The organism is Pseudomonas sp. SK, assembly GCF_012975065.1.
Lineage (GTDB): Bacteria > Pseudomonadota > Gammaproteobacteria > Pseudomonadales > Pseudomonadaceae > Aquipseudomonas > Aquipseudomonas anuradhapurensis.
The window spans coordinates 2,792,533-2,817,741 of sequence record NZ_CP051857.1 but is presented as its reverse complement, the minus strand read 5'-3'; the positions used below and the strand labels follow the sequence as shown (position 1 = coordinate 2,817,741).

General features: G+C 52.5%; 20 protein-coding genes and 3 pseudogenes. 12 read left to right on the top strand and 11 right to left on the bottom strand.

Translation table 11 applies throughout. The annotated features are described in order from the left end of the window. Positions 1-309: 309 nt before the first annotated feature. The gene (locus HG549_RS13005) at positions 310-1,557 is read left to right on the top strand and encodes an OprD family porin (protein WP_170029860.1); all 1,248 of its coding nucleotides are present in this window, start codon (positions 310-312) and stop codon (positions 1,555-1,557) included. Between the two features lie 460 nt (positions 1,558-2,017). Beyond that, positions 2,018-2,173 (top strand): annotated as a pseudogene (locus tag HG549_RS13000) (transposase); the annotation flags it as partial. 227 nt (positions 2,174-2,400) lie between these two features. On the opposite strand, the gene HG549_RS12995 reads toward HG549_RS13000, so the two are convergent. From HG549_RS12995 to HG549_RS26330, 6 genes are all read right to left on the bottom strand, one after another. Continuing rightward, entirely contained in the window at positions 2,401-3,318 is a 918-nt protein-coding gene (locus tag HG549_RS12995) for a LysR substrate-binding domain-containing protein (RefSeq protein ID WP_170029858.1), read from the bottom strand. Positions 3,319-4,044: 726 nt separating this feature from the next. Beyond that, positions 4,045-4,824, bottom strand: coding sequence for an amino acid ABC transporter ATP-binding protein (locus HG549_RS12990; protein ID WP_170029857.1), 780 nt, complete (start codon positions 4,822-4,824; stop codon positions 4,045-4,047). 1 nt (position 4,825) lies between these two features. Next, a complete protein-coding gene (locus HG549_RS12985) occupies positions 4,826-5,500 on the bottom strand; it encodes an amino acid ABC transporter permease (protein WP_170029856.1) in 675 nt (224 codons plus the stop codon). A gap of 5 nt (positions 5,501-5,505) precedes the next feature. Then, the gene (locus HG549_RS12980) at positions 5,506-6,351 is read right to left on the bottom strand and encodes a transporter substrate-binding domain-containing protein (protein ID WP_170029855.1); all 846 of its coding nucleotides are present in this window, start codon (positions 6,349-6,351) and stop codon (positions 5,506-5,508) included. A 151-nt stretch (positions 6,352-6,502) separates the two neighbouring features. Next, positions 6,503-7,834 carry an FAD-binding oxidoreductase gene (locus HG549_RS12975; protein WP_218576030.1) on the bottom strand — a complete coding sequence of 444 codons (1,332 nt, stop codon included), beginning with the start codon at positions 7,832-7,834 and terminating at the stop codon, positions 6,503-6,505. Beyond that, positions 7,831-8,496 (bottom strand): aspartate/glutamate racemase family protein, encoded by a 666-nt coding sequence (locus tag HG549_RS26330; RefSeq protein ID WP_280044323.1) that lies wholly within the window; start codon positions 8,494-8,496, stop codon positions 7,831-7,833. The genes HG549_RS12975 and HG549_RS26330 overlap by 4 nt, the downstream gene beginning before the upstream one ends. Positions 8,497-8,884: 388 nt before the next feature. Between HG549_RS26330 and HG549_RS12970 the strand changes: the two genes are divergently transcribed. The 6 genes and pseudogenes from HG549_RS12970 to HG549_RS12945 form a co-directional block, all read left to right on the top strand. Beyond that, entirely contained in the window at positions 8,885-10,588 is a 1,704-nt protein-coding gene (locus HG549_RS12970; protein ID WP_170029854.1) for a thiamine pyrophosphate-binding protein, read from the top strand. A 106-nt stretch (positions 10,589-10,694) separates the two neighbouring features. Next, the gene (locus tag HG549_RS12965) at positions 10,695-12,005 is read left to right on the top strand and encodes an OprD family porin (RefSeq protein WP_170029853.1); all 1,311 of its coding nucleotides are present in this window, start codon (positions 10,695-10,697) and stop codon (positions 12,003-12,005) included. Positions 12,006-12,760: 755 nt separating this feature from the next. After that, the gene (locus HG549_RS12960; protein ID WP_170029852.1) at positions 12,761-14,122 is read left to right on the top strand and encodes an MFS transporter; all 1,362 of its coding nucleotides are present in this window, start codon (positions 12,761-12,763) and stop codon (positions 14,120-14,122) included. A 72-nt stretch (positions 14,123-14,194) separates the two neighbouring features. Beyond that, positions 14,195-15,169 (top strand): LysR family transcriptional regulator, encoded by a 975-nt coding sequence (locus HG549_RS12955; protein WP_256666125.1) that lies wholly within the window; start codon positions 14,195-14,197, stop codon positions 15,167-15,169. Next, complete coding sequence (locus HG549_RS12950; protein WP_256666124.1) at positions 15,141-16,568, top strand: aspartate ammonia-lyase; 1,428 nt, start codon at positions 15,141-15,143, stop codon at positions 16,566-16,568. The genes HG549_RS12955 and HG549_RS12950 overlap by 29 nt, the downstream gene beginning before the upstream one ends. A gap of 193 nt (positions 16,569-16,761) precedes the next feature. After that, positions 16,762-17,076: pseudogene (locus tag HG549_RS12945) on the top strand (transposase); the annotation flags it as partial. Between the two features lie 213 nt (positions 17,077-17,289). On the opposite strand, the gene HG549_RS12940 reads toward HG549_RS12945, so the two are convergent. Beyond that, positions 17,290-18,219 carry a LysR family transcriptional regulator gene (locus HG549_RS12940; RefSeq protein WP_170029850.1) on the bottom strand — a complete coding sequence of 310 codons (930 nt, stop codon included), beginning with the start codon at positions 18,217-18,219 and terminating at the stop codon, positions 17,290-17,292. Positions 18,220-18,447: 228 nt separating this feature from the next. Between HG549_RS12940 and HG549_RS12935 the strand changes: the two genes are divergently transcribed. From HG549_RS12935 to HG549_RS12925, 3 genes are read left to right on the top strand one after another with little or no spacing between them, the layout of a single operon-like run. Then, positions 18,448-19,884 (top strand): NAD-dependent succinate-semialdehyde dehydrogenase, encoded by a 1,437-nt coding sequence (locus HG549_RS12935; protein ID WP_170029849.1) that lies wholly within the window; start codon positions 18,448-18,450, stop codon positions 19,882-19,884. A gap of 12 nt (positions 19,885-19,896) precedes the next feature. Further along, positions 19,897-20,235: a carboxymuconolactone decarboxylase family protein gene (locus tag HG549_RS12930; RefSeq protein WP_170029848.1), complete on the top strand. Its 339-nt coding sequence runs from the start codon at positions 19,897-19,899 to the stop codon at positions 20,233-20,235. After that, the gene (locus HG549_RS12925; protein ID WP_170029847.1) at positions 20,232-21,227 is read left to right on the top strand and encodes an NAD(P)H-quinone oxidoreductase; all 996 of its coding nucleotides are present in this window, start codon (positions 20,232-20,234) and stop codon (positions 21,225-21,227) included. Before HG549_RS12930 ends, HG549_RS12925 begins: the two co-directional genes overlap by 4 nt. Before the next feature lie 376 nt (positions 21,228-21,603). Here HG549_RS12925 and HG549_RS25995 read toward each other — a convergent pair. The 4 genes and pseudogenes from HG549_RS25995 to HG549_RS12910 all read right to left on the bottom strand — a co-directional run. Further along, positions 21,604-21,791, bottom strand: a pseudogene (locus HG549_RS25995) (Lrp/AsnC family transcriptional regulator); the annotation flags it as partial. A 37-nt stretch (positions 21,792-21,828) separates the two neighbouring features. Continuing rightward, positions 21,829-23,199, bottom strand: a complete 1,371-nt coding sequence (locus HG549_RS12920) for a pyridoxal-phosphate dependent enzyme (protein ID WP_170029846.1) — start codon at positions 23,197-23,199, stop codon at positions 21,829-21,831. Positions 23,200-23,429: 230 nt separating this feature from the next. After that, positions 23,430-23,750 carry a multidrug efflux SMR transporter gene (locus HG549_RS12915; protein ID WP_170029845.1) on the bottom strand — a complete coding sequence of 107 codons (321 nt, stop codon included), beginning with the start codon at positions 23,748-23,750 and terminating at the stop codon, positions 23,430-23,432. Between the two features lie 90 nt (positions 23,751-23,840). Continuing rightward, positions 23,841-24,527, bottom strand: coding sequence for a B3/4 domain-containing protein (locus tag HG549_RS12910; RefSeq protein WP_170029844.1), 687 nt, complete (start codon positions 24,525-24,527; stop codon positions 23,841-23,843). Between the two features lie 45 nt (positions 24,528-24,572). Between HG549_RS12910 and HG549_RS12905 the strand changes: the two genes are divergently transcribed. Continuing rightward, on the top strand, positions 24,573-25,175 hold the full coding sequence (locus HG549_RS12905; RefSeq protein WP_170029843.1) for an XRE family transcriptional regulator: 603 nt from the start codon (positions 24,573-24,575) through the stop codon (positions 25,173-25,175). The last annotated feature ends 34 nt before the right edge of the window (positions 25,176-25,209 follow it).

Below are 25,209 nucleotides of genomic sequence, written 5' to 3'. Positions count from 1 at the left end.
GTGTTTGAAGTGATCAGCTTCGCCAATGAAGCCAGATTGCGACCCCGGCCTTTCACAAGAAGGTCGGGTGTTCTGACGGTCGTTTGACCTTTTTGGTGAGCTGCTCGGAGCCACGAACGCCGAGCGTAAGTGAACCTTGGTGGCGGGGGGAAACCCCCGGCACCTCAATATTTTTCAAAAGATCCAAGTCTGTATCGATCGAAACGCACACAGCGCAGTAGTTAAACAAGCAACTCCACCCAACAAAAAACAATTTGGCTGTTTTTGCGTACCCATCTGTTGGGCGCGCAGATAACACCTGGAGTATTCATGAAACCACGTAACGCCATCCCAGTCTGCACCTTACTCGGCATTGGTAATCTTGCCTCCCCCGTATTGGCGGAGGGCCTCATAGAAGACGCCAAGGTCTCTCTGCAAACGAAGAACTTCTATTTGAATCGAGACTTTCGAGACGGTGCAGGCCAGAACAAGCGCGATGAATGGGCACAGGGCTTCATTCTCGACGCAAAGTCAGGGTTCACGCCTGGCCCTGTTGGTTTCGGCATAGACGCCATTGGGATGCTTGGTTTGAAGCTAGATTCCAGTCCCGACCGGACAGGCACAGGTCTTCTTCCTGTTCACGATGACGACAGAGCTACAGACGAATACTCCAAGCTTGGGTTGACAGCGAAAGCCCGGTACTCAGAAAGCCTCCTTGAAGTGGGAACGCTGATCCCGGACATGCCTACCGTTAAAGCCAACAACGGGCGCATCTTCCCGCAGACCTTTAGAGGTGGATTGCTGAGCATTGGGGAAATCGAGTCCCTTGATGTCGTGGCGGGTCGCCTCACAAAAGTCACTGACCGCGACCAGACTGCCGCTCAAGACCTAATGCTGAACAACAAAAATCGCCGCTTTCAGGCCGGCATTGCTGCTGATCATTTCGACGTAGCAGGCTTTGACTACACCTTCTCCAAAAACCTCGTCGGCTCCTACCAGTACGGGGCACTTGAGGATGTGTACACCCAGCACTTCTTCGGACTTGTTGGATCTGTTCCCTTGCCTGCAGGCCAGTTGAAGGCAGACCTCCGACTTGCTATCAGCAGAGACAGCGGCAGCTCAGCAGCAGGGAAAATAGACAACAGGTCAGCCAACGGCATGGTGACGTACAGCCTCAAGGGGCACGGCTTTGGCGTCGGTTATCAGCAGATGTCAGGGGACACAGCCTTCCCTTACATTGATGGCACCGACCCCTATTTGATCAATTTCGTCCAGATCAACGACTTTGCCGGCGCCAAGGAGAAATCATGGCAGCTTCGGTATGACTTCAATTTTACTACTGTGGGAATGCCAGGCCTCACCTTCATGTCTCGCTACGTGAAAGGTCATGATGTCGAGCTTGCTGGTAATGTCACTGGCAATGGGTGGGAGCGAAATACCGAACTGCAGTACGTCTTCCAGAGTGGCGCACTGAAGAACCTGGGGATCCGCTGGCGGAACGCAAGCTATCGCTCTGACTTCACCCGCGGTACTGACGAAAACCGCCTCATCATCAGCTACAGCATTCCATTGCTGTAGCTGCGGGGCTGTGAGCAAGCGCATATCACTTACAGTAATCAGTCCAGAGCTGATCGATCCGCGTCTTGAAGCTCTGATTCATCATTTCCCTGCGTAAGCCCCAGACGCCACCGGCAGACTCGACATCGCGCTGACCAGCCGCCTCAGCGATAGCCTTCGTATCTGTCCAGCCAACACATCCTCCTCACGCCAAAGGCCATAGTGCCCATCTGATTTAGGTGAGCATCATTTCTGGCCCATATAACGGATTTTCCATGCCGTCTCTGAAATGATAGGCCTTAAAACAGCGCCGCTCCGAGGTTAAAAGCTCAAGCTGAGCATCAACTGGGTATAGGGATTGGTGTAGTGGCCTACTAACCCGGACACCTTTATAGGCGAAAATGATCGCCACGCAGAGGTGTTCGATGAGCAGACAACGGACATACCTTCCCCCAAATTCAAGCAGTAGGCTGCTAGCCTAGTGCTCGACCAAGACTATAGCCTTACTAAAGCCGCCAGATCACTCGACTTGATTGAATCGACGCTGCGTCGCTGGGCGAATCAACTCCAATCAGAGCGTGGCAGTCCTACGCCAACGAGCAAGGCGCTGACGCCCGAGCAACGGAAGATTCAAGAGTAGGAAGCTCGAATCAACCGGTAGGAACGGGAGCAATTGGTTTTAAACAATCTATGGTCACACCTTTTTTGCAATGCTGATTAACGGGCGACGTGGTTGGCTTGCTTGAATCTATCCGGCGTCTATTAGGTAAGTAACCCGCGCCATGATGAGAGTCGCGCTTGACAATTCTGAAAAAGCTAATAATCAGCTACGATACCACTACGTACTGCTTCGCACGCTCCGTGCTACACGTTCATTACAGAAGGCACACCAAACTCTTTTCGTACCTGTTGTATTAACCAGTCACGAAAAATCAATGCATGATGTTTGTGCATTTTCCGCTCTGGGCAGACGATCCAATAGGAGTCACTGGATCGAACAGGCGCCCCGAACGGCAGATGAAGCCTTCCACTTTCCAGCTCCTTTCTCACATAGTGAATTGGAACGACGGCAAGGCCAAGCCCGCTGATTGCGGCATTAATGAGCATATCACTCTGAGGGAAACGAACCCCTTGGATCAGCCCGCTATGCTCTGTACGGGACGCCCTCAACCACTGCAACCACAGGCTGGGCCTGGTGGAGTTCTGTAGGGTGGGTATTTGCGAAAAATCCAAGAAATTGAGCTTTTGCGTCGGAGCAATCAAATCAGGAGACGCGACAACTACTAACTCCTCTGCGAATAACTCAACAGACCGCGCCGCAGCCCATGCCCCTGCGCCCCTAGTGATAACGATGTCAGTTACACACGTCTGAAAATCGATATCTGCGGAGACCGGCGATATCTCGATGGGCACTCCTGGAGCGATCTTGACGAACTCCTTTAATCGAGGTGCTAGCCAGCGGGAAAGGAAGGTAGGATTGCCAGCGATCTTCAGCGACGAGTCAGCTTTACGCCCTCTGACGATGTCAATCGTGATTTCTTCCAACTGATTGAGCATGACATCCACGTCACGAAGATACTTCTTGCCCGAGTCGGTCAGAATCAAGCGAGACCCCGCACGCTGGAAAAGCTCCACCCCTAGCTGTTTTTCCAGATTTGAGATTTGGCGACTCACCCCGCTCTGTGTGATCTGCAGATCCTCCGCTGCACGGGTAAAACTCAGATGGCGAGCAGCGGCTTCAAAGGCTTGCAACGCTGACAGAGACGGAAGAAAACGACGCATGGCTTGTACCTTACTGTTCACTTATCCACGGTATCCTGAGTGAACGCAAAAAGCACTCTCAGCCAGGAAATTATTCACCAGAATCCCAGGATAATCCTAGAACTGAATAGGTATAGACATCAAGTACAAGAGGCTAAGCAGAGGTGTGAACGAGGCTATGAAATGAAAAAACGAGCTAAAAGATCAGGGCACTCAGTCAAAAGCCAAGATCCCTGCCCGAATTGATCATCCACCCCTAAACGGCAAAGCACCATGATTGCAGCATGCGGATAAGAAGAGCATGGCGCATGCTTGGCTAGCCTCATGCCGCTTGTTGACAGGAAACCAGGCCCAACCTTTATAACATTAATAAATAGAGGAGCTTCTCATTTTAGATCTCTACCATTATAAAATCTGGACGTTAGCGTTGATAACCAAGCAAAATGTCTCTCATGCAAACAGTTGAGATTTACATTTACTTCGCTGGGGGCTGATCTTGGGTGGCAATATACATGCACCCCACAGCACCTGCAGAAAACATGTGCAGCCAAACGAGTACCAAACCTATAGACAGTTGAAACTGAAGACGTTGATTCAGCCTCAAAATCCGACTTAAGAACCCGGTAATGCCTGGCTGCCTTCCTGACACAATAGGTGCAATTACATTCGGTAAAATAATCATTTGTGGCGCGGAAAGAGAACATTACCGCACCACAATGACACCCACCCCGGAGCCACTCTCTCAGCTCAGGCAACTACGCTATTGCCATAAAAGTGACTGAGAAAACTTCGAGTGGCTTCGCACCTTGGATTATCGATAACAACTGAAGGAGGCCCAGACTCCACAACAACACCATCCCGCATGAAAACGACTTTATCAGCTACTTCGCGAGCAAATGCAATCTCGTGGGTGACCAAAATCATAGTCATTCCCTCGCTCGCCAGGGACTTCATCACGCCGAGAACCTCACCGACAAGTTCCGGATCTAACGCAGAAGTCGCCTCATCGAATAGCATTACAGAGGGCTCCATCGCTAGTGCTCGAGCAATGGCAACACGTTGTTTCTGCCCTCCCGACAACATATCTGGGTAATAATCACCTCGATCGGCTAAACCTACCTTACCAAGAAGAGCCAAGGCCAGCTCACGCGCTGCACTCTTTGACGTCTTCTTCACGGTCACGGGCCCTTCCATAACATTCTGCAAAACCGTCATGTGAGGAAAGAGATTGAACTGCTGAAATACCATGCCGGTATTGGCACGGAATCCAGCCAGATCTTTGTCCTTAGGTAGCTTTGAGCGACGGCCATTGCCAAAACTCATCGAGTGAGCATTTACTTTTATTGAGCCGCCATCTGGGACTGTCAAAAGATTAACGCATCGCAATAGAGTCGACTTTCCGGATCCCGATGGGCCAAGGAGAGCCACTACTTCACCCTTGTTAACCTCCAACGAAACGTCCGTCAGGACATTGAGCTGCCCAAATGACTTTTTGAGATTGCTGATGGTAATAATAGGCGTAGTCATTTCATGCTCCTACATTTCGGCTCATACGGCGCTCAAGTCGTTTCGACAACATGGTGGCAGGCAGGAGAATAACAAAGTAAGCAAGTGCAATAACAGAATAGACCTCAAGCGGACGGTAAGAATCGTGCGCAATAACTTGACCTTGATAGAGCAGATCCGGAAGCGCCAATACCGACAGCAGCGAGGTATTCTTCAACTGCATGATAGACTGATTAACCAATGGGGGCACCATCCGCTTCAACGCTTGTGGAAGTATGACCCGCCACATCACTTGACCGCGTCGCATGCCCAGGGCTTTTGCCGCTTCAGATTGACCTTCGTCGACTGAAACTATACCTCCTCGAAATATCTCCGAGTAAAACGCGCCACCGTAAAGAGACAAGCACAGCACAGCTGCAGTCATGGCTGAGATCTGGACACCTGTCAAGACAGGGAGTGCATAGTAGAACCACACTAACTGTACCAATACAGGCGTACAGCGGAAGATTTCTACATAGGCGCGAAATGGCCCGCAGATCCAAGGGTTGTTCGACAGTCTTGGAAGCGCAGTCAAAACCCCTATCAACATCCCTAGAACAACACAGATCGCAGTGTACAGGAGGGTGTACCAGATTCCGGTAAGGAATAAAGACTGATAACCGAGTAAAAACGAGAAATCCCAAATATAAGAAGGCATGACTACTACTCAAATTTGACCGAAGTGGGGAAAGAGGATGGCTCTACACCTGCGAGCTTCTGCATGTTCATGAGAATCACTTTTCGGATCTCACCGCTTTTTTGCTCTTTCTCCACCCACCGGTTTACTGCCTCTTTGAAAGCAGTGTCTGTTTCTTTTTGCATCCCAATTGTGACTGGGGCAGCCAAAATTGGGGTGGGAACTTGAATAGTGCCAATAGTCGGAAGCTTTTTGAGGAGAGGCTGAGCTAGCAAAATGACCAAAATCTGGCAATCCACTCGACCTGACTGCAATGCCATGGTAGCAGCACTGGTACTTTCTAGCCTGGACAAAGCTGCATTTGGAAGCATGGTTGTCGCAAAGTTATCCATTGATGACCCTACATCAACGGAAATCTTGGAGTCGGGCGAGTTGAACTGATCCCAGGTCTTTTCCGGGTAGCCATTCTTGCACACCATGGTGTAAGTATTTTGAAAAATCGGATTCGAGAAATTGACCATTTCTTGTCTGGCAGGTGTTGAGGCCATGCCAAACATCACATCAATTTTGTCAGCCTGAAGATCTAGAACAGCGTTACCCCAAGTAGTCTCAACATATTTGACATCTACCTTTAGGTCATTTGCTAAATCCTTGGCGAAGTCTGGGCCAAACCCAGACCACTCATTAGTTGTCAGACTTTTATGATAATAGGGCGTAGCACCATTCACGACACCCACGCGAAGGACTTTCGTTCGCTCCACCCTCTCCATGGAAGTCTCGGCGTGTGCAAATGTAGCTAAGCATGAAGCTGTAGCAAAAAGCGCTGCGCCAAACGCTGCACGGAAGGTTTTTTTATCCAATTGAGATTTCATCTCGCACACCCCTCGTATCTTTAGAAAATTTATTTTCGAGGCAGCAACCAATTTAAATGAGCATCAATGCTCTTCACCCTTTCCTTGTAGAAGTCCTTATCCCGCTACAATCTTTAAGGCTTTTAAATTTTTAATCCTAACAACTTGCCTTTCAACGCAAACTTTGACCTCCTTCGACGGGACTAGGAATATCAGCACCTCCATAAAATCGATTCACCGAAAACTCACTGTAACTCGTTTGCACGACTCGATCCAAGACGATCTGGGAAATAATTTCCGCCGTTTTAGGTGCAGCAGCCAACCCTACATGGCCATGCCCGAACGCGTATACTACCTTCGAACTAGCACGAGATGGAGAGATCACGGGTAATCCATCTGATGTTGAAGGCCGCTTGCCCATCCACCTGGTCATGGTTGCCGGATCATATTTTTCACCTACAAGCGATGGATAGGTATCAGCAGCATGGTGCAGTAAGATATCGCTACGACGCCAATCTGGAGCTGCGTTTTCATCTGCAAGTTCAACTTGTCCTGATAGCCGAAGCCCTTCGTTTGTGGAAGTATTCGCCATTCGTCCATCGCTAGGCATAACTGGCACTGTCAACTGAAACTTTGGATCTTTAATGACGACATTGTAGCCTCGCTCACTACGCATCGGTACGTCATCTCCAATCATCTTCGCCAATACCCTAGAGTGTATTCCACAAGCCACTACAATCTTATCTGTTGTAAGCAGCTCTCCATTAATATACAAATTCCCTTTCGTATCAATTTTTGTCACAGTGCCTTTGATAAAGTTTGCGCCCAACGAAACCGCATAGCTAACCAAACCACCAACATATTGTCCTGGATTCAAGCAATGAGCTCCGTCTTGCACCCAAGCACCAAACTTGTATTTACTGGCGAGGTGTGGAATGGCGCTTTTTATCATCAGATCATCCCACTCTTGCCAGCGGACGCCATTTATTTGACGCAGTCTCCAAGATAGTGCTTCGGCGGCAAAGGCCGCTTTGTCTGGATATGCATACAGCAAACCGTCTTGGCGAATCAAATGCCCCAGACCTGCTTCTTCTGCTAAACGCATGTGCCTACTGGGGGCATCACGAAGAAGCTTATTCAAGGCCCTTGATGTTCTCTCGACCTTGGCAGTGGTCGACCCAGCCAATGTAAACTTTAATAGCCAAGAAGCGAGCCCGGGCAGAGACTTCCAGCGGATTGTCAATGGGCCACTACGGTCTAGAAGATATCCTGGCACTTTCTTCCAGAGACCAGGCATCGACATTGGGACAACAGATGCTGGGCTCAACCAAGCCCCGTTACCATGACTAGCAGACTGTTCTCCACCCGGTGACTCAGACTCAACAATGGTAACTTTCGCACCTGCTTTAATCAGCTCTAACGCTGTGCAGACTCCGACAATTCCGGCGCCAACTACTACAACATTCATTTTATTTTCCTTATTTTCGCGCTGATTAGCGATCAACCAAAGTTTCGAAAACCCGGCTTATCAAGCAAGATTTCAAGCGCAGAAAATATGTCATACACAGGAATCCCAAACCGATCCTCTATTGCCTCTCGATATGGCGGGAGATTTGTGCACTCAAGAAGTATAGCCTTACTATCTGGGTATCTATTCAATATTCTGGCCACACTCTCCAAAACGTCACTCTCTGCAAGCTCTAAATTAAGCTCAGACCGATCCTCTTTGATTACAGAGTAAAGCTCACTACCCTTCTCTATTCCCTGGAGCACGACACCAGGCGACCAAAACCGGCCAAAGTGGTACTTAGAAAGAACGCGACTATCATAAGTGATTACAGGGAGAGGAACTTTTCGACCATATCGCGCTGCAATTTCTGGCACCAGATTTAGTGACGATGTGACCAAAGGTACCGATAGCTCTGCTTGGAGCTCATCATGGATAGCGCACGCGAATCCACACGATGTGGTGATCGCTTGGCACCCCCCTTCCACCAATGCCTTCGCTGCTATTACGAAGCTTTCCACCACATCAGCATGAATTGCATGGGGGCAAACCACTGATGATGGGGTTGCAGCGGGAGCTACGCGGAAATCAACAGGGTGTCCATGCGACTGCGGATTTCCGATGTCACCTAGAGGCCTCGGGAAATTGGTGGCTAGCATGACTACACCTAGCTTGAACCCATTCTGTGACATGCGAGCACCCCTCGTTACCCTTGCTAATACGGCCTCATGATGGGGACGTTTTCTGCATAATCGCGGATGACCGATCCAAGGACAAGCGTATATAAGTTTTCCGATCATTACTTTTTGTCATGACGGAATCATCCTGACTAAAAGTCAATCTCCCAACACTTATTTATGCTTGCGTTTACTCTCGTCATCGATGCGTAATTACCCCATCGCTGATCCATTAGTTCGCGAACGCCGATAACAACGCGCTTTAAGCTATCAGGCAAGCGTATATGGCCCCGACTTTTTGAGTGGCTCTTTACCGCGTTGTAGGCGGCTGAAAATTTTCCGTAGCAAATAGAGAAAGGTTTATCTTCCCATGACGAACATTAGCCAGAAGACAATCACCGGCGGCGATGCGCTCGTGCGTATGTTGCAACTACAGGGCGTAAAACATATCTTTGGCGTCACGGGTGACACCAGCCTCCCTTTTTACGACGCCCTGTACCGTCTTGATCACGGGATCACCCACGTTCTGGCACGAGACGAGCGCTGTGCGAGCTACATGGCATACGTTTATGCAAAGCTCACAGGGAAAGTAGGCGTATGCGAGGGGCCGAGTGGCGCCGGGGCAACCTACATGCTGCCTGGTATCGCTGAGGCTAACGGTTCTTCGGTATGTGTTTTAGGTATCAATTCTGATATTCCAGTTGCGGGTAGAGACAAATTCGTTCTGACCGAACTGGATATGAAGGCGCTCTTTAAGCCTGTCACAAAGTGGAACTCAGTGATTGAGACCCCCGCTCGCCTTCCTAAAGTTCTGCGAACTGCGTTTTTGGAAATGACGTCTGGTGCGCCAGGGGCTGCTCACATCGCAGTTCCCTACGATGTAATGAAGGGCGAGCTTGACGAAAGTGAAGTCTATGCTTTCGAACAATTCAATCAGTTCCCGTCTATCAGGCCTGCAGCAGACCCTGAGATCGTTAAAGCCACCGTAAAAGCAATCAGAGACTCCAAGCGACCAGTATTTGTGTGTGCTGGCGGGGTAATTCTTTCAGGAGGCTGCGACGAGCTGCAAAAGCTGAGCGCTCACCTTAATGTCGCTATCGCAACATCAATCAGCGGCCAGGGTGCGGTTTCGGACGACAATCCCCTTGCAGTAGGTGTGGTCGGCACCAACGGGTCAACGCCTGAAGCACGGGCATTCATGCAAACCTGTGATCTCGTCATCTTCTTGGGTACAAGGGCAGGGTCAGTAGTGACCGAAAAGTGGGGCAACCCTAAAGTCGGAGACCGCCAAATCGGCCACATCGACATCGATCCTCATGTGATCGGTTGCAACTACAACACTCAGTTCCCACTATTGGGAGACGCTCGCACCGTCCTTCAACAGCTGCTTGAAGTTGCCAAATTAGACAGCACAGTAGATCGTCCGGATATGATCGATGCGATTGCCACCGTCAAGTCCGCCAGAAGCAATACGCTCAATCGACCAATTAATTCTAAATCCGGGCAAATAGAACCCGAGGTGGTTGTGAAAGCACTTAAGGCCAGTCTTCCAGAAGACGCAGTCCTGGTGATTGACCCTGGCACACCCACACCCTTCCTCTCTGCTTATCTCGACGTAACGCAGCCTGGCAACAACATAGTTTATAACCGCTTCCATGGCGGACTGGGATACTCGCTTCCCGGAGTCGTGGGTGCCTATTACGCTAGGCCAGACCAGAAATGTGTTGCAATCATGGGGGACGGAAGCTTTGGCTTCTCATCGAGCGAATTGGAAACAATTTTCCGCCTGAACATTCCTGTTACGTTGATCGTGCTTAGCAACAGTAACTACGGCTGGATTAAAGCCGGACAATTTGCGAGCTACGGCGAGCGATACTTCTCGGTTGACTTCAGCCAAACCAGCAGCGCCAGAATAGCGGAAGCCCACGGAATCAAAGCTTGGCGTGTGCTAGAAGATGAAGATGTACAAGCCGCAATACGTGAAGCTTTAGCTCATAGCGGCCCGAGCCTTGTGGAGATTACCGTGAGAGAATTGCATGAGACTCAAGCCCCCGTAAGCGCTTGGATGGGTTAACCTTTGTAGGCGAGTCCCATCAATTGGGGCTCGCCCGACCGCTGTGACAATATTTATAACAATAGCTGGCACATACCAAAATCTGCCAAATTAGGTCGGGGTTTATATGAAGCGTTCAATTTTTCTAGCAATGCTGACAGTGTCACCGCTCTACGCCTCTGCAACTGAATCATCGCAACCCCAAGCACAAGGCTTCATCGAAGATTCTTCAATGGATTTGTTGTACAGGAACTTCTACTTCCATAGAAATTTTCTTAATCGCCCGTCAAACACTCAGAACTATGCTGAAGAATGGGCGCATGCCCTTATGCTTAACTACCGTTCTGGCTTTACTCAAGGAACTGTCGGCTTCGGTGTTGACCTGCAAAGCTACACAGCACAGAAGCTTGATGGCGGCCCAGGACGGGTGGGTTCGGGGTTGATGCCAGTAGGAGCGGACGGAACTCCCGACGACTATCAGCAGCGAGTCAATGCCGCTGTGAAAATGCGCATATCTAAAACGACGCTGAAATACGGAAATCTTCAACCAGAGAATCCCGTATTTAACTATTCAGATAGCCGGCTTCTGCCTCAAAGCTACACGGGTTTCTCACTCCAAAGCAATGAATTTGATTCGGCAATGCTTGACCTTGGTTATTTCACAAGCGGAAGCTCAAGAGTTGACCGAGGGCACGACAGCTCTATTGGATTGACATTTACAAATGCGAACAACGCGATTGATGCTCGCTCAGCTAAGTATGCAGGCATCGTTATCAAGCCTTCCAGCAGCACTTCGATATATGCATACGGGTCAGAGCTTGAGGATATCTGGCGACAATACTATCTAGGTGCTACATACACGTCACGAATCTCGGAAAGCATGACGTGGGATGCGACAGCTAACCTGTATAGGACTATTAGTGAGGGTTCCGAAAAAGCCGGCGATATTGCTAATACCACATGGAGTCTTGCCAGCGGCATAAAATATGGTGCCCATCGTATTGGATTGGCATTCCAGCAAGTTCATGGTGACGAAACATTTGACCATCAGGGCACACCTGGGCAATATGGGCGACTATGGCTAGCCAACTCAGTCCAGTACTCTGACTTCAACGGCCCCAACGAGAAGTCTGCTCAACTGAGATATGATTACGACTTTACCGCAATTGGCATTCCTGGCCTAAGTTTCATGGCCCGCTACGTGAGAGGTTGGGACATCGACGGGACTAACGCAAACAGCTTCTATGCAAATAGATATGGGCAAGACGTCAAGCACTGGGAAAGAGACATTGATTTGAAGTATGTTGTTCAATCGGGCCCGGCCAAGAACCTCACCGTTCAAGCACGGTATGCAACAGCTCGATCCTCGGACGCCAATGCGTTGGTCGACCTCAACGAACTCCGCATCATCACCTCTTACCCGCTGTCGATTTTTTGAAAACGGGTCATACACAGTAGTACCTTCGGTGCGCCCGCCCCGTGTGGGCGCACCCGGTCTATTTCTAAAATGAATGGTACCTGCTCCCCTCGCAGACATTAAGACACGCTTCCTCCAGAAAAGCCCATACTTCTAGGTCTCGGCCACTCACCAGAGTCTGAGACTAGGCCTCAATTTTGCCAAGCAAACTCAGTAAACCGCTCGCAGCTAAACCAGCGAAAAACGTTCCCTGAGCCACCACCGCATCTGTAAGGAAAGGCTGAAGACCGAAATCCGACACGAAGTGGATAATCCGCTCATGGGTCATCTCATACGACTCGCTGGCGAAGGACAACCTCGTTCGTCAAGGCTCGTTAACCGGCATAGAGCGGCGAGTAATTCGAGTACCCGCGCCTCCTAACAAATTTCCTCAGTTGAGCTCTGCGAGAGACCGAGTTTCCTGCATACGCCTAGGTAAGTTTTGGTTGACCATGAGTTTATCTTACCGCGCTAAATCGTTCTGCCAAAGACGCAAACCGATGGACTAGGAATTTGAGCAGACTGAATATTTTTAGCGTTTTTTATTTTGCGACAGCACCGAAAAATTAACTTTAGAGTCTTCCGGGATGTCAGGATCAGCCAGTATGCATCATAGTATTAGCTACGTTGATACTGTCTCATCACCTGCTGTATTTTGACAAAGTCTCTCATAGACTCGGTTCCCGGCCCAGCCAAAGAGCTGAACGAACATTCAATAACAAAGCCGAGGTCAACTCATGAGCAAACCCATTTCCTTCGAGGATATACCGCTCAGCCGATTCCATATCCGGACGGTTGTCAGCGGTACTGGTGGTCAATTTAGCGACGGATTCGTCCTCGGGATTATAGGCATCGCGGTCAGCATGGCTGCCGGCCCCCTTCAACTCAACGCTCTGTGGATGGGGCTTCTTGGTGCGGCCTCGCTCGCAGGTCTGTTCCTAGGCAGCTTGATTGCCGGCCCTCTTGCAGACAAACACGGTCGTCGAACCATCTTCGCTTGGGACATGCTGCTATTCGCCGGCATTTCCGCATCACAGTTCTTTGTGAATACCCCTGAACAGCTCCTTGTGCTGCGCTTGCTCCTCGGCCTGATCCTTGGCTTTGACTATGTCGTCAGCAAGTCCCTGGTTACCGAATTCGCCCCACGGCAGTATCGTGGACGCCTGTTGAGTATCCTAGCTGCAGCATGGGCCGGTGGTTACGTGGCAGCTTATCTCTTAGGTTTCGCCGTCCGCGACACTGGCTCGGATGCATGGCGGGTCATGCTCGCACTGAGCGGTATCCCTGCCCTGCTCGTCCTTCCTTTGCGCATGGGCGTACCTGAGTCGCCTATTTGGCTCATGGCCAAAGGGCGGATCGCTGAAGCTAAGGAGATTGTAAAAAACAAATTTGGCCCGAGCGTTATTCTGCCTGAGGTCATGACCCCAGCCGCGAACTCTGGTAGCAAATTGGCTGACCTGTTCAGCAAACGGTGGCGCAAGAATACCTTGGTCGGGTGCGTCTTCTACACCTGCCAAGTGATCCCCTTCTTTGCACTAGGCACGTTCTCTCCTCGCGTGCTGGAAGCGCTGAACGTACAGGACAAGTTCGTCGGTGGACTGGTCTACAACGTACTGTTGATGCTCGGAGCGATTTTGGGTCTGCTGTGCATCGATCGCATTTCTCGACGTGCTTTCCTGATTGGCACCTTCTACCTGAGTGCAGTCGGCCTGGCTGCTCTGGCCTACGGCGGGTTTGGGCCTATTGGAACGATCATCGCTTTCGGCATCTTCGCCTGCGTACTGGCGGCTGCTGTGAACTTGGAGTTTGTCTACCCGCCTGAGCTGTTCCCTACTCATCTGCGCGCCTCGGGTATCGGCATGGCTGTGGCCGCAAGCCGCTTTGGTTCCGCGTTCGCAACCTTCCTGCTCCCCATCGCTGTTCAGAACCTCGGCGTTCAGACCGCTCTGGGCGTTTGTGTAGGTGTTTTGCTGATTGGTGGTGTGTTCTGCCATCTGTTCGCCCCGGAGACGAGCAGCCAGCGCCTGGCATCGATGTCACCGCAGGATGCGGAGTCCTCTTCCATGGCTACTACAGGCGGCACCGCCGTCAAGCAATGACGTGCCGGAAAGCATGACTGACAATCATGCTTTCCATCACTTTCTGAGTAAGCGCCAATGCCCACGACAAAAATGATCGATATGCACTCCGTGCAAGTATTCCTGGCTGTAGCTGAGGAAGGAAGCATGTCGGGCGCAGCCCAGAGAATGGGTATTTCTCAATCGGGCGTTTCTCAATTGATTCGTCAGCTTGAGGAGGAACTGGGTGTGGTTTTGGTCGACCGCTCTACCCGTCCAATGACGCTGACATCATTTGGGGTCGCGCTGAGAAACCGTGGGACGGTGCTCAGTGAAGAGCTTCTGCACTTGAAAGCTCAGGTGCTCGATGCAGGGCGAGGCGTCAAACCTGATGTGCGGATTGGTCTGGTTGATTCATTCGCATCAACGTGCGGCTCCGCGCTCACCAAGCGCCTGCTGGAGAGAGTGTCTCAATTGTCTATCCGGACAGGTTTGAGCCCTCAGCAAGGTGAAGCGCTCATGCGTCGGGATTTGGATCTGATCGTCACCAGCGATCCGCTCATGGATACGAATGACGTCATTCGCTACCGGCTGCTGACTGAAAAATATTTCGTCATCACCACGCCAGGCGCAGGGTCGCGACTAAAGACACTCGATGATGTGCGGGCCATGGCCAACACACTTCCGGTAGTTCGGTTCAACCGGGGCTCCCAGGTGGGCCTGCAAATCGAACGCTACCTGCGCAGTTTGAATATCCGAGTCCCCAACCGACTCGAGCTGGATACAGCTGATGCCGTGACCTCCATGGTCGCAGACGGTATTGGATGGGCAGTAACCAGCCCGTTGTGCTTCATGCAAGCAGCTGCGTGGGCGGACAAGGTGGATGTCCATATTAACCCCGTTCTTGATCTCGAGCGTTCGTTGTATCTGGTAGCTCGGCGAGACGAATACAGCGTTTTCTTCGAAGATGCCTGCAAAGCCGCACGTGAAGTTGTGCTCGATACCTTCTTGCCCAGGCTGAAAGCCATGGGCAATGGCGTCAATACCCTAGTCTATTTAGATGGAGAAACTTCAGTTGAGTACTTTTGAGAACAACACCGCCAGAACCGAACAGGATTACGTCGGGGAAGTTCAAATTCCTGCAGGCAAACTGTACGGTGTCAACACCGTGAGGGGCTTCGAAAACCTCAGCGTATCGCCTCTGTCGGTTGCCCATTACCCTGAATTCCGTAACGCGTTCGCACAGTGCAAACGGGCTGCCGCCCTGGCCAACCTCGATTGCGGTGTGCTGGGCAAGAAAGTATGTGATGCAATCGTCCAGGCGTGCCGAGACGTCCAAAGCGGCGTGTGCGACGACTCTCTGATTGTCGATTTGCTCGAGGGCTCGGGCGGCACTTCCACAAACATGAATTTCAACGAAGTCATCGCTAACCGTGCTCAACAGATACTGGGTAGCGCTGCTGGCAGCTACGAGGTTGTTCACCCCAACGACCATGTCAATATCTCGCAGTCCACCAATGACGTTTATCCAACAGCGATGAAAGTTGCTACGTACGCGATGATGGGCCCGCTGATCAGAGAGGTTGAAGAACTGGCTCGCCAATTCGACCAAAAGGCCCATGAATTCGCTGACATTTTGCACCTAGGCCGCACCTGCCTGCAGGATGCCCAGCCGATGCGTCTGGGCCAACTCTTCTCCGGCTACGCCTCCCTCGCTCACCGACTGGCGGCAGAACTGGCTGCGGTGCGTGAAAAGCTTCTCACACTGCCTCTGGGCGGTACCGCGATCGGCACCGGTTTTGGCGCACCGCCAGCTTACCGCGCCCATGCATTCAAGCACCTGAAGATGATCACCGGCGTCGAGTATCTGGCGCCCTCTAATCCGTTCGATGCTATGCAGAACATGGATGTGTTCTCCCGGATTTCTGGCGAGCTACGTACCTGCTCGGCATCCTTGGCAAAAATTGCCGTTGACCTGACCAAGCTGTCCTCTGGCCCAGTCGCCGGCTTGGGTGAGCTAAAGCTGCCTGAAGCCCAGGCAGGCTCTTCGATCATGCCAGGTAAGGTTAACCCTGTTCTCCCAATGTCGATGATCCAACTGAGCTTCGCCGTGATCGGTAACGATACGGCAGTCGCACAAGCTGTTCAGTACGGCGAGCTTGAAATTAACCACTTCGAGCCTGTGGTAGCCTCCCGCGTCTTTGACAGCATCACTCTGCTCAAGGAAGGCATCCAGCGTTTCCGCGAAAAGTGCGTGAAGGGCATCACTGCTGATAAGGCGCGCAACAAGCAGCACCTCACCGAATCCATGGCTGTCGCTACCGCACTGGTTCCGACGCTTGGCTATGCGCAGGTCAGCAAGCTGGCCCGTCAATCCGTTGCTGAAGGCCGCTCCTTGCTTACCATCCTGGACGAGTCTGGAATTCTGTCGCGCGAAGATGCGATGGCCGCGATCGATAAAGCGTCGTACCCAGTTTTCGAGAACTGAGTTGGCCCTTGAAAGATGGCCTGAGGACGGTTCTCTTTTGAACGCAGTGCTTGGATACGGATATTTCGGATCGTATCCCGGGAAGTGGTGTAACTGAACCAGCCGAAGGCGCGCTGCGGGCGAAAGAGGATGGTCATCGTGGTTCTTGGTTAACGTTGAGTTTGCGGACTTAACATTCACCAGAGAAACCACGATGACCAAGCCCACTATCGCATTGACCGAGTTGGTTGAGAAAGGGACAGATGCTGATCTGCTCAAGCAAATGAACCAGTTCATTGCCCTGCACATGATGGAGGTTGATGTCGAAGGCCTGTGCGGCGCGGGCTTCGATGTCAAAAGCCCAGACCGAGCGAACAGCCGTAACGGCTACAGTGATCGTCTCTGGCAAACCCGAGCCGGCGATGTTGACCTGAAGATTCCGAAGCTACGCCAAGGCAGCTACTTTCCTGGCTTTCTTGAACCGCGACGTACCGCCGAGAAGGCCATGGCAGCGGTGATCCAGGAGAGTCTCTCCGCCTTGTTTGGCATACTCGTCACTGAGCTTGTGTCGAAGCCCCTGAGTCAGCCAATGATCTAAGGGGACGAGGTTTTTGTGCCTTCGTAAGGCTTGAAAAACGAGGTGACTTCGAAAACCGCTGCGACACGGGAGAAACTTAGACGAGGCCTGATCCCAATCTGCACCTATCGTTTCACCTCATCTAAGTGGCAGCGCCCCCCAACGTCAAATCTTGATGAGCTCCTCGGCAATCACCGCCAGCCGGCTCCCGACCTTGTCCTTCAAGGCCTCAATGAACCGGGTGATCTTGGCATCGATGAACTGCCGCGACGAGTACACCGCGTACACATTCCGTTCCTCAGTGAAATAATCAGGTAGCACACGTACCAGTTTCCCGGAACGTAAATCGTCGATGGCTGCGAAGCCAGCGAGTAAGCCGATACCCGCACCACTTCCGACCGCCACAGACATGGCCTCCATGTCATTCACACTGAAGCCTGGCCCGCTGGGGATGAACGTTGCATCGCCCATTCGACTCTTGAGCTGCCACTCATCTCTCGCGTAATCCACGGTACCCAGCAAGAGACATTGATGATCAACGAGACCTGCAGGTGTCTCGGGTGCTCCATGGTTCGCTAGGTAATCGGGCGATGCCACCAACACGCAGTGGCTGACTCCTATTTTTTGGCTGACATAGCTTGAGTCTGGCAGCACCCTGGCGATCTGAATCGATACGTCCAACTGGTCTTCCAGCAGATTCGGCATGCGCTGCGAGAGCATCAAGTCGACCGTTACGTCACCAAACGCCCTGCGGTACTCCAATACGGCCTCAGTAACAAGGTGTCGAGCAAGCCCAGGCACACAATGGACGCAGAGAGTGCCTCGTGGTTGGAGCAATGCGTTGCTTGCTTCTGCTTCAGCGTTTTCCAGATCGGCCAGGATGATGGTACAGCGCTCATAGAATCGTCTGCCCGCATCGGTGACTGACAAGCGCCGAGTGGAACGCTGCAGCAGGCGCGTATCGAGCATCTGCTCGAGCGCCGACACCGCCCTCGACACATTCCCAACCGTGGAATCGAGGTGATTGGCCACTGCCGTGAAGCTACCCATCTCAACGACCTTCACGAACACCGACATATTAGAAAACTTGTCCATCGCCCTCTTCCCTTGTGCCGGCTCATTCACCTTTCACTGTGTGCAAATCGGTGCGCTTTTGAAAGTGATTTTACCGTTCTGCCCAACAATCATTCCCTTCAGCTGGGCTAAATCCATCCCGGCGACCTCCATAGACTCGATTCCACGGGCCGGCGCCAGCCACCGTCTTCCAAGCCCTGCGTAGCTTCCAGTGCAGGCCAACCAGAGAACCCTATGAAGGTCACAGCCATGAACACACCCTATGACTCGCTCTACCTTTTCATCGGCGGCAAATGGATCGACGCAGACGGCCGTAAAACTGCGACCGTCAGAAACCCCGCAACTGAAGAAATCATTGGTCAGGTGCCGCTGGCTACTGCTGACGAGCTTGATCTGGCCCTCGAGACGGCAAAGCTCGCGTTTGAACAATGGCGCAACACGGTTCCAGCTGAGCGTGCCCGGGTTCTCAAACGCGCTGCCGACCTGATCCTGGATCGTGCGGCACACATCGCCGCGCAGATGACGCTGGAAGAAGGCAAGCCGATTGGCGAGGCCATGGACGAGGCTACCCGGGCGGCGGAATATTTCGAGTGGTTCGCCGAAAGCGCCCGGCGCATCGATGGTCGTGTGGTGCCGGCCAACCGCCCCGGTGTGCTGCAACTGGTCAAGCGCCAGCCAATAGGCCCCGTTGCCGCGTTCACTCCTTGGAATTTCCCGGCAATCACGCCAGCACGCAAATTGTCTGCAGCGCTGGCGGCCGGCTGCAGCGTCATTCTCAAGCCTGGTGAGGAAAGCCCCTCCACTGCCCTCGCCCTTGCTCGTGCCTTGGATGACGCCGGATTGCCCAAAGGTGTGTTGCAGGTCGTGTTTGGTGTGCCTGATGAGGTCTCCAGCCAACTGATCGCCTCGCCGATCATTCGCAAAGTGACCTTCACCGGCTCTGTGCCCATTGGCCGTCTGTTGTCGAGTCGCGCAGCCGAAGGCGTAAAGCCAATCACGCTCGAGCTGGGTGGTCATGGCCCGGTGCTGGTGTTCGATGATGCCGACGTGGAGCGCGCCGCTGTGGAGGGCGTCGCCAACCGCTTCCGCGGTACCGGCCAGGTCTGCATTTCTTCAACACGTTTCCTGATTCAGCGGGGTGTTTACCCGCAATTCGTCGACCAGTTCGTGGCTGCTACCAAAGCACTGCGGGTCGGCAACGGTATGCACCCTCATACGCAGGTCGGGCCACTCGCCAACCTGCGACAACTGAACAAGATGGAGGAACTGGTGGCTGATGCCGTGGCCAAGGGGGCTCAGGTGTTGGCCGGCGGTGAGGCGTTGCCTGGCCCGGGCTTCTTCTTCGCTCCAACGGTGTTAGCCGACGTGCCGATGGACGCTCGAATCATGCATGAAGAGCCGTTCGGCCCCATCGCTATCGTAATGCCATTCGATGGCCTGGCTGATGGATTGGCCGAGGCTAACCGCTTGCCCTATGGTCTGTCGGCCTATGCCTTCACCAACAATGCACGGACGGCCATCGATGTTGCCGATGGTCTGGAGGCCGGCATGATTGGGATCAATCAGTACCGCATAGTCGCCACAGAGCTGCCCTTTGGCGGCATCAAGGAAAGCGGTCACGGTTCGGAAGGCGGCATCGAGGGTATCGAACACTACCTCACCAACAAATTCATCAGCCAGGTTTGAGGAGCCGCCCCCATGACAGGTCTCAACTTTACAAGCCCTCGTGAGGCGGCCAGGGCTTTCACGCCGAAACTCTCGGAATTCATTGACTCGACGCTTTACCCGCAAATTTGGGGCGACCCCTCTTTGTCACCACGCGACCGGAGCCTCATCACCATCGCCGTGTTGATTGCTGGCGGTCACTCCGATGAGTTGCCGGCCCATCTGCGGCGCGCTGTTGTCAACGGCGTTACGCCTAAGGAGCTTGCTGGAGCCATTACTCATCTCGCCTTCTATGCAGGTTTTCCTGCTGCGATCACTGCATCTGCCGTAGCCCAATCCGCTCTCGTTGACTCGGAGCCATTGAAGCGATGAAAGCGATCACCTTTGAAACCTTTGGCGGCCCTGAAGTGCTCCAGGTGAGTGATGTACCCGTGCCGGAAGTCCGCCCCGCCGACCTGCTGGTTCGCGTGCATGCTGCCGGCGTTAACCGAGCTGATCTGACCCATCGTACCGGTGGCTATGGGCATCCCAACTTCGGCGACTCGCTGATCATCGGCCTGGAAATTTCGGGTGAGGTGCTCGAGGTTGGCAGCGAGGTGTCAGGTTACCAGGTCGGCGATCGGGTGATGGGTGTTGTAGGTGGCGGCGCCTATGCTGAAATCGCGCGTATCGATTACCGCATGGCGATGCCGATTCCTGCTGAGCTCGACTACGTGCATGCCGCGGCGATACCGGAAGTTTTTGTGACGGCTCACGAGGCGATGATCCACCTGGCGAAGCTGAAACGGGGCGAGTCGGTACTCATCCATGCCGCCGCTGGTGGCGTTGGTTCGGCAGCTGTGCAGCTTGCTTACGCCGCTGGTGCCAAGGTGTTCGCAACCGCTGAGGTTGGAAAACTGTCCCGGGTAGAGAATCTGGGGGCCGAATTCACCATCGATTACAAAGCGCAGGATTTCGCCCAGGTCGTCGCGCAGCACACGGACGGGCAAGGTGTCGATGTGATCATCGATTTTGTAGGTGAGCCCTACTTCACCAGGAATATAAAGTCGCTCGCCAAGGGTGGTCGCCTGGTGCAGGTCGGTATCTTGGGTGGAGGTGGTGAAGTGAACCTCAAGCTGGAAGACCTTCTATACCGTCACTTGCAGATCATCGGCACAGTGATGAAGTCGCGCACGCAGTCTGAAAAACATGCAATGGTCAGACGCTTCCGGGAACACTGGCTTGATCGTTTTGAGGGAGGAGGCAGTCTTGAGCCCGTGGTTGATAGCACCTTCCCCTTGGCGCGAGCTGCAGATGCTCACCGGAAAATGGAGGCATCAATGAATGTCGGCAAGATCATTCTGACGATGCCGTCAGTCACCTAATTTCCTTCACTCAATATTCACGAGGGGTTGGGAGACTGTGAAGCCCCCCCCTACGTGTGATAGACCTTGCCCGCCTAGCAGCGGGCTTCTTTTTGCCCGCACTTTTTCTTCGAATCCGGTCACTCGTCCATTAGGTTGTTCGCTTCAAACGCCCAGTTTGTCCTCCACGGACAATAGCCAGAGGCACGCTCATGAGCTGATCTAATGGATGTCCCTCCCCCTCGCCTACACTCTACTGTGGTCTTGTTCCGCACCCGATGCAAAGTTGCCTGTGGAGACACCAGGTGGGCCTGAGTCAGCCACAACCCAGTTGCTGGAAGCCGGTGCCGCGACCGTAATCCAAGCCAACCATTGATACCATCAACGCCTAGCTGGAGATGATGGCGCTCATGGTTACTGAAGGCTTAAGCTCATCCCCTACCCTAACTGTGTGTCCGTGAATAACTCCATCGCGCTCCATACGTTCAATACGCTGAAGGACTGCGTTGCGCGAAAGGTAACCTTGATACCTAGCTCTGCATGGGCAATTTTGGCGTTGGCGGTAAGCTCAGCCAGGATCCGCACCCTGTGGGTCGAGCTAACGTTTTTTCATACAGTATCCCTACATGTCCCGAATAAAGCTGGAAAGGCCATCGATATCTCCTTTGCTCAGTACAAGATGATCCACAGACAAACTGGCCGTCGCAGTCACTTCACCTTTCCACATGCCCAGCTCCGCCAAAAGCTGCGAAGACTTGCTGGGAGCAAGCTGCGCCAGGGTGACCATTGGGCTCGCAATGCTCCGACGATGCAGCCGTGCTGCGAGGGCGCCTGTTGCAGTCTGCGGATCGACAGCCGTTCCTGCCTCTTTGTACAAGGTAACCATCTCCGCTTTGACTTGCTCATCAGCAACGGCATACGAGTCAAACAACATACGCGCCTGCAGCCACTGCTTGTTCCCAATGCTCAGTTTACCGGAGTCCTCGAAAGCAGCCATTAGGCGCTGCACTCTACTGCCGTCATGATCATAGAGTTCCCAGATAAAGCGCTCGAGATTTGAAAAGAGTGAAAAGTCCATAGAGGGGGACAGAGAATGGCTGACCTCCCGGGTAGAGTAGCTGTTTTGATTGATGAAGCGATGCAGAGAATCATTTGTGTTGGTTGACACAATGACCTGATTGATTGCCAGCCCCATTTTTTGGGCAATGAAGCAAGCATAGATCTCGGCGAAGCTCGCACCCGGTATGCTGAAGCCAACCGGGCGCACGCCTCCACCAAGCTGCAAAGCACTGTGGAAAAAGAAGACGATCTGAGCCAAGACGCCCACCCAATTCGTAGAGTTGAAACTGATTGGAAGGACATCTTTCACCGGCCAGGCTCTGAGCACTTTGGAAACCAGTGTCTGGCAATCATCGAAGCTACCGCTAACCTCGATCAACCGAACATGATCTGAGCTGGATCCCATCAAACCGGCCAACCGATCGGCAGGCACACCGTCCTGGGGATATAGGGCCAACACCTTTACATTGGGCACATCTTTGAAGGCTTCGACAGCTGCAAGCCCTGTATCACCATTGGTCGCCCCAATAACGACTGCTTGCCTGGGTGGGGTCAGAAAATATGTAACAAGCCGAGATTGGAGTTGGGCTGCAAAATCCTTGGAAGCCTGCGTGGGCCCATGGTGCAGCTGCAGAACCCATTCATTTGGGCCAATCTGTTGAAGAGGAGCTACCGCTCGGTGGTCAAAGCATTGGTAGCAGTCTTTCAATATCGACCTCAAGGCAGAGCTTTCAATTTCACCGCCAACAAATGGGGAAATTACACGAAACGCGAGCTCATCAAAGGGAAGCCATGACCAACTGGCAATGGCTTCACTATCGAAGTGTGGGAGGCTCTCCGGCACGTAGAGCCCTCCATCAGATGCCATGCCTGAGAGAACAACGCTACGAAAATTGGCAGGCTCAGCAGAACCACGAGTGCTTACGTAGTCCATATTTACTCCAAATAATAATCAAGCGACCATTCTGTGCTGCAAGAGAATTTCTCAAGCAGCCCTAATACCACCTTATGCGTGAAGAATTCGCAGCTGAATAGAACAAATCGCATTACATGGCAAAACACCAACAACCACATTTTGCTCGCGAACCATGCAAATCGAAAAGCATGCTCGTTTGGGAATGCACAAAAGGCCGCTCAATGGCGGCCTTTAGTAATTAATCAAGATCATGCTGCCGACGAAAACTTCATAAGCAACAAACCACCTATAATCATAATGGCAGCTAGAATCCTGAGCGAGCCTGCCGGCTCGCCAAGAAATGCAATACCTACCGCAAACGCGCCAACAGCGCCTATCCCTGTCCAGATAGTATAGGCCGTACCTAATGGCAAACTCTTCATCGAATAGGAAAGCAAAACAAAGCTTGCAACAACTGTAATGATAGTTACAACTGAAGCTCCGATCCTTGTGAAGCCTTCTGATTGCTTCATCGAAAAGGCCCAAACAACCTCGAGAATCCCTGCAATTATCAAACTAACCCAAGCCATCGACGGCTCCATTAAGAAGCCGGGTCGTCCCGGCAAGATTAACCCAAATTCAAGGGGTCGTCCCCTGGGCAACAGAACTCTGAAGCTAACTCAAGCTTCGATGAGCTCACTAGTAATTACAGCGCCCGGCATCATTTTCGACAAGCCGGTGATAAGATCATCTGCTGCTGCATTCAGTGCCTCAATTGGCATTTCAGGCAAACTTTCGAGAATAAACCACATCTGCTTCGCCTCGGCATCCAGACGGGTTCGGACACCTTGACGCCAGTTCCAACGACGGCAGGTGACACCCCGATCATCGCGCCAAATGACCTCACCAGCATCAGGTGGTTCATTCGCAGGCTCGCCACTTTTCATCGTGTCAAACTCTTCACTGCCATCAGCGAAGGTCAAGCGGGGCATGCCAACGTAGGCGGCAAAATTCTCGCCACCCACTGGAATGGCATATTGAATGCTGATGGCATTGTAAAGGTCGACAACCGGATCAATTGTTGGAAGCTTCCCATCTTTTTTGACCCGCTTTAGGAGCGCCTCGGCAGAGCACGGGGTACGCTGCGGCTTCACACCAAACTTACGGAACGCGTCCCCCCAAGCAGCGAGGTGAGCATCAGCCCAATGTGCAGTGCCTGCCTCAACAACCTGATACGCACGCTCCATCGCTTCAGCGGCTACACCAGGATTGACGATAGGAGCCGCTTCTACGACAACGCTGACGGCTCGAAAGCCTGGAGTGAGCTCAGCAATCCTTGGGTCAATTGACGGATGTACAGAAAGCATCAGAGAATCTCCTAAACTGACCAATTTAGAGCATTTTACTGACCGATGACCAAAAAAGTCAATATATCGACCGATCCGGAAATCCATGTCCAACAGGTCAGCGAGGCAGTGGCCAAGCGGCTTAGGGAGGTACGCAAGCAGCAGAAAATCTCTCTTGATGAGCTTGCCCGTCGCTCTGGCGTCAGCAAGGGAATGGTAGTAGAGATTGAAAACTGCAAAGCGAATCCAAGTATCGGCATCCTGTGCAAGATCTCCGCAGCCCTTGGGTTGTCCGTCGCTGACGTCGTGAATGTGGCGAGCACCCCCACTGCCCGCCTAATTGACGCGCAGGAGATTCCGACGCTCTGGAATGGGCCCGAAGGTGGCACAGCTCGCTTACTCGCAGGCACAAGCGGGCCTAACATGATTGAGCTGTGGAAGTGGGAAATCAAACCTGGTGAGTTTTTCGAGTCCAGTGGCCATCCCACAGGCACCTTCGAGCTGTTTCATGTTGAACAAGGTACGTTGACCCTGGAGATCAGCGAGACAACGCTCATCATTGAACAGGGGTGTTCAGCAGTTGCGAAAACAGACGTCCCCCACCGGTACATCAACAATGGAAAAAAGACAGTCATTTTCGCCATGACCGTAGCCGAGCTTCATCAGTAAGGTTCCTTAAGTAAAAAAAAGCCTCCCGGATAGG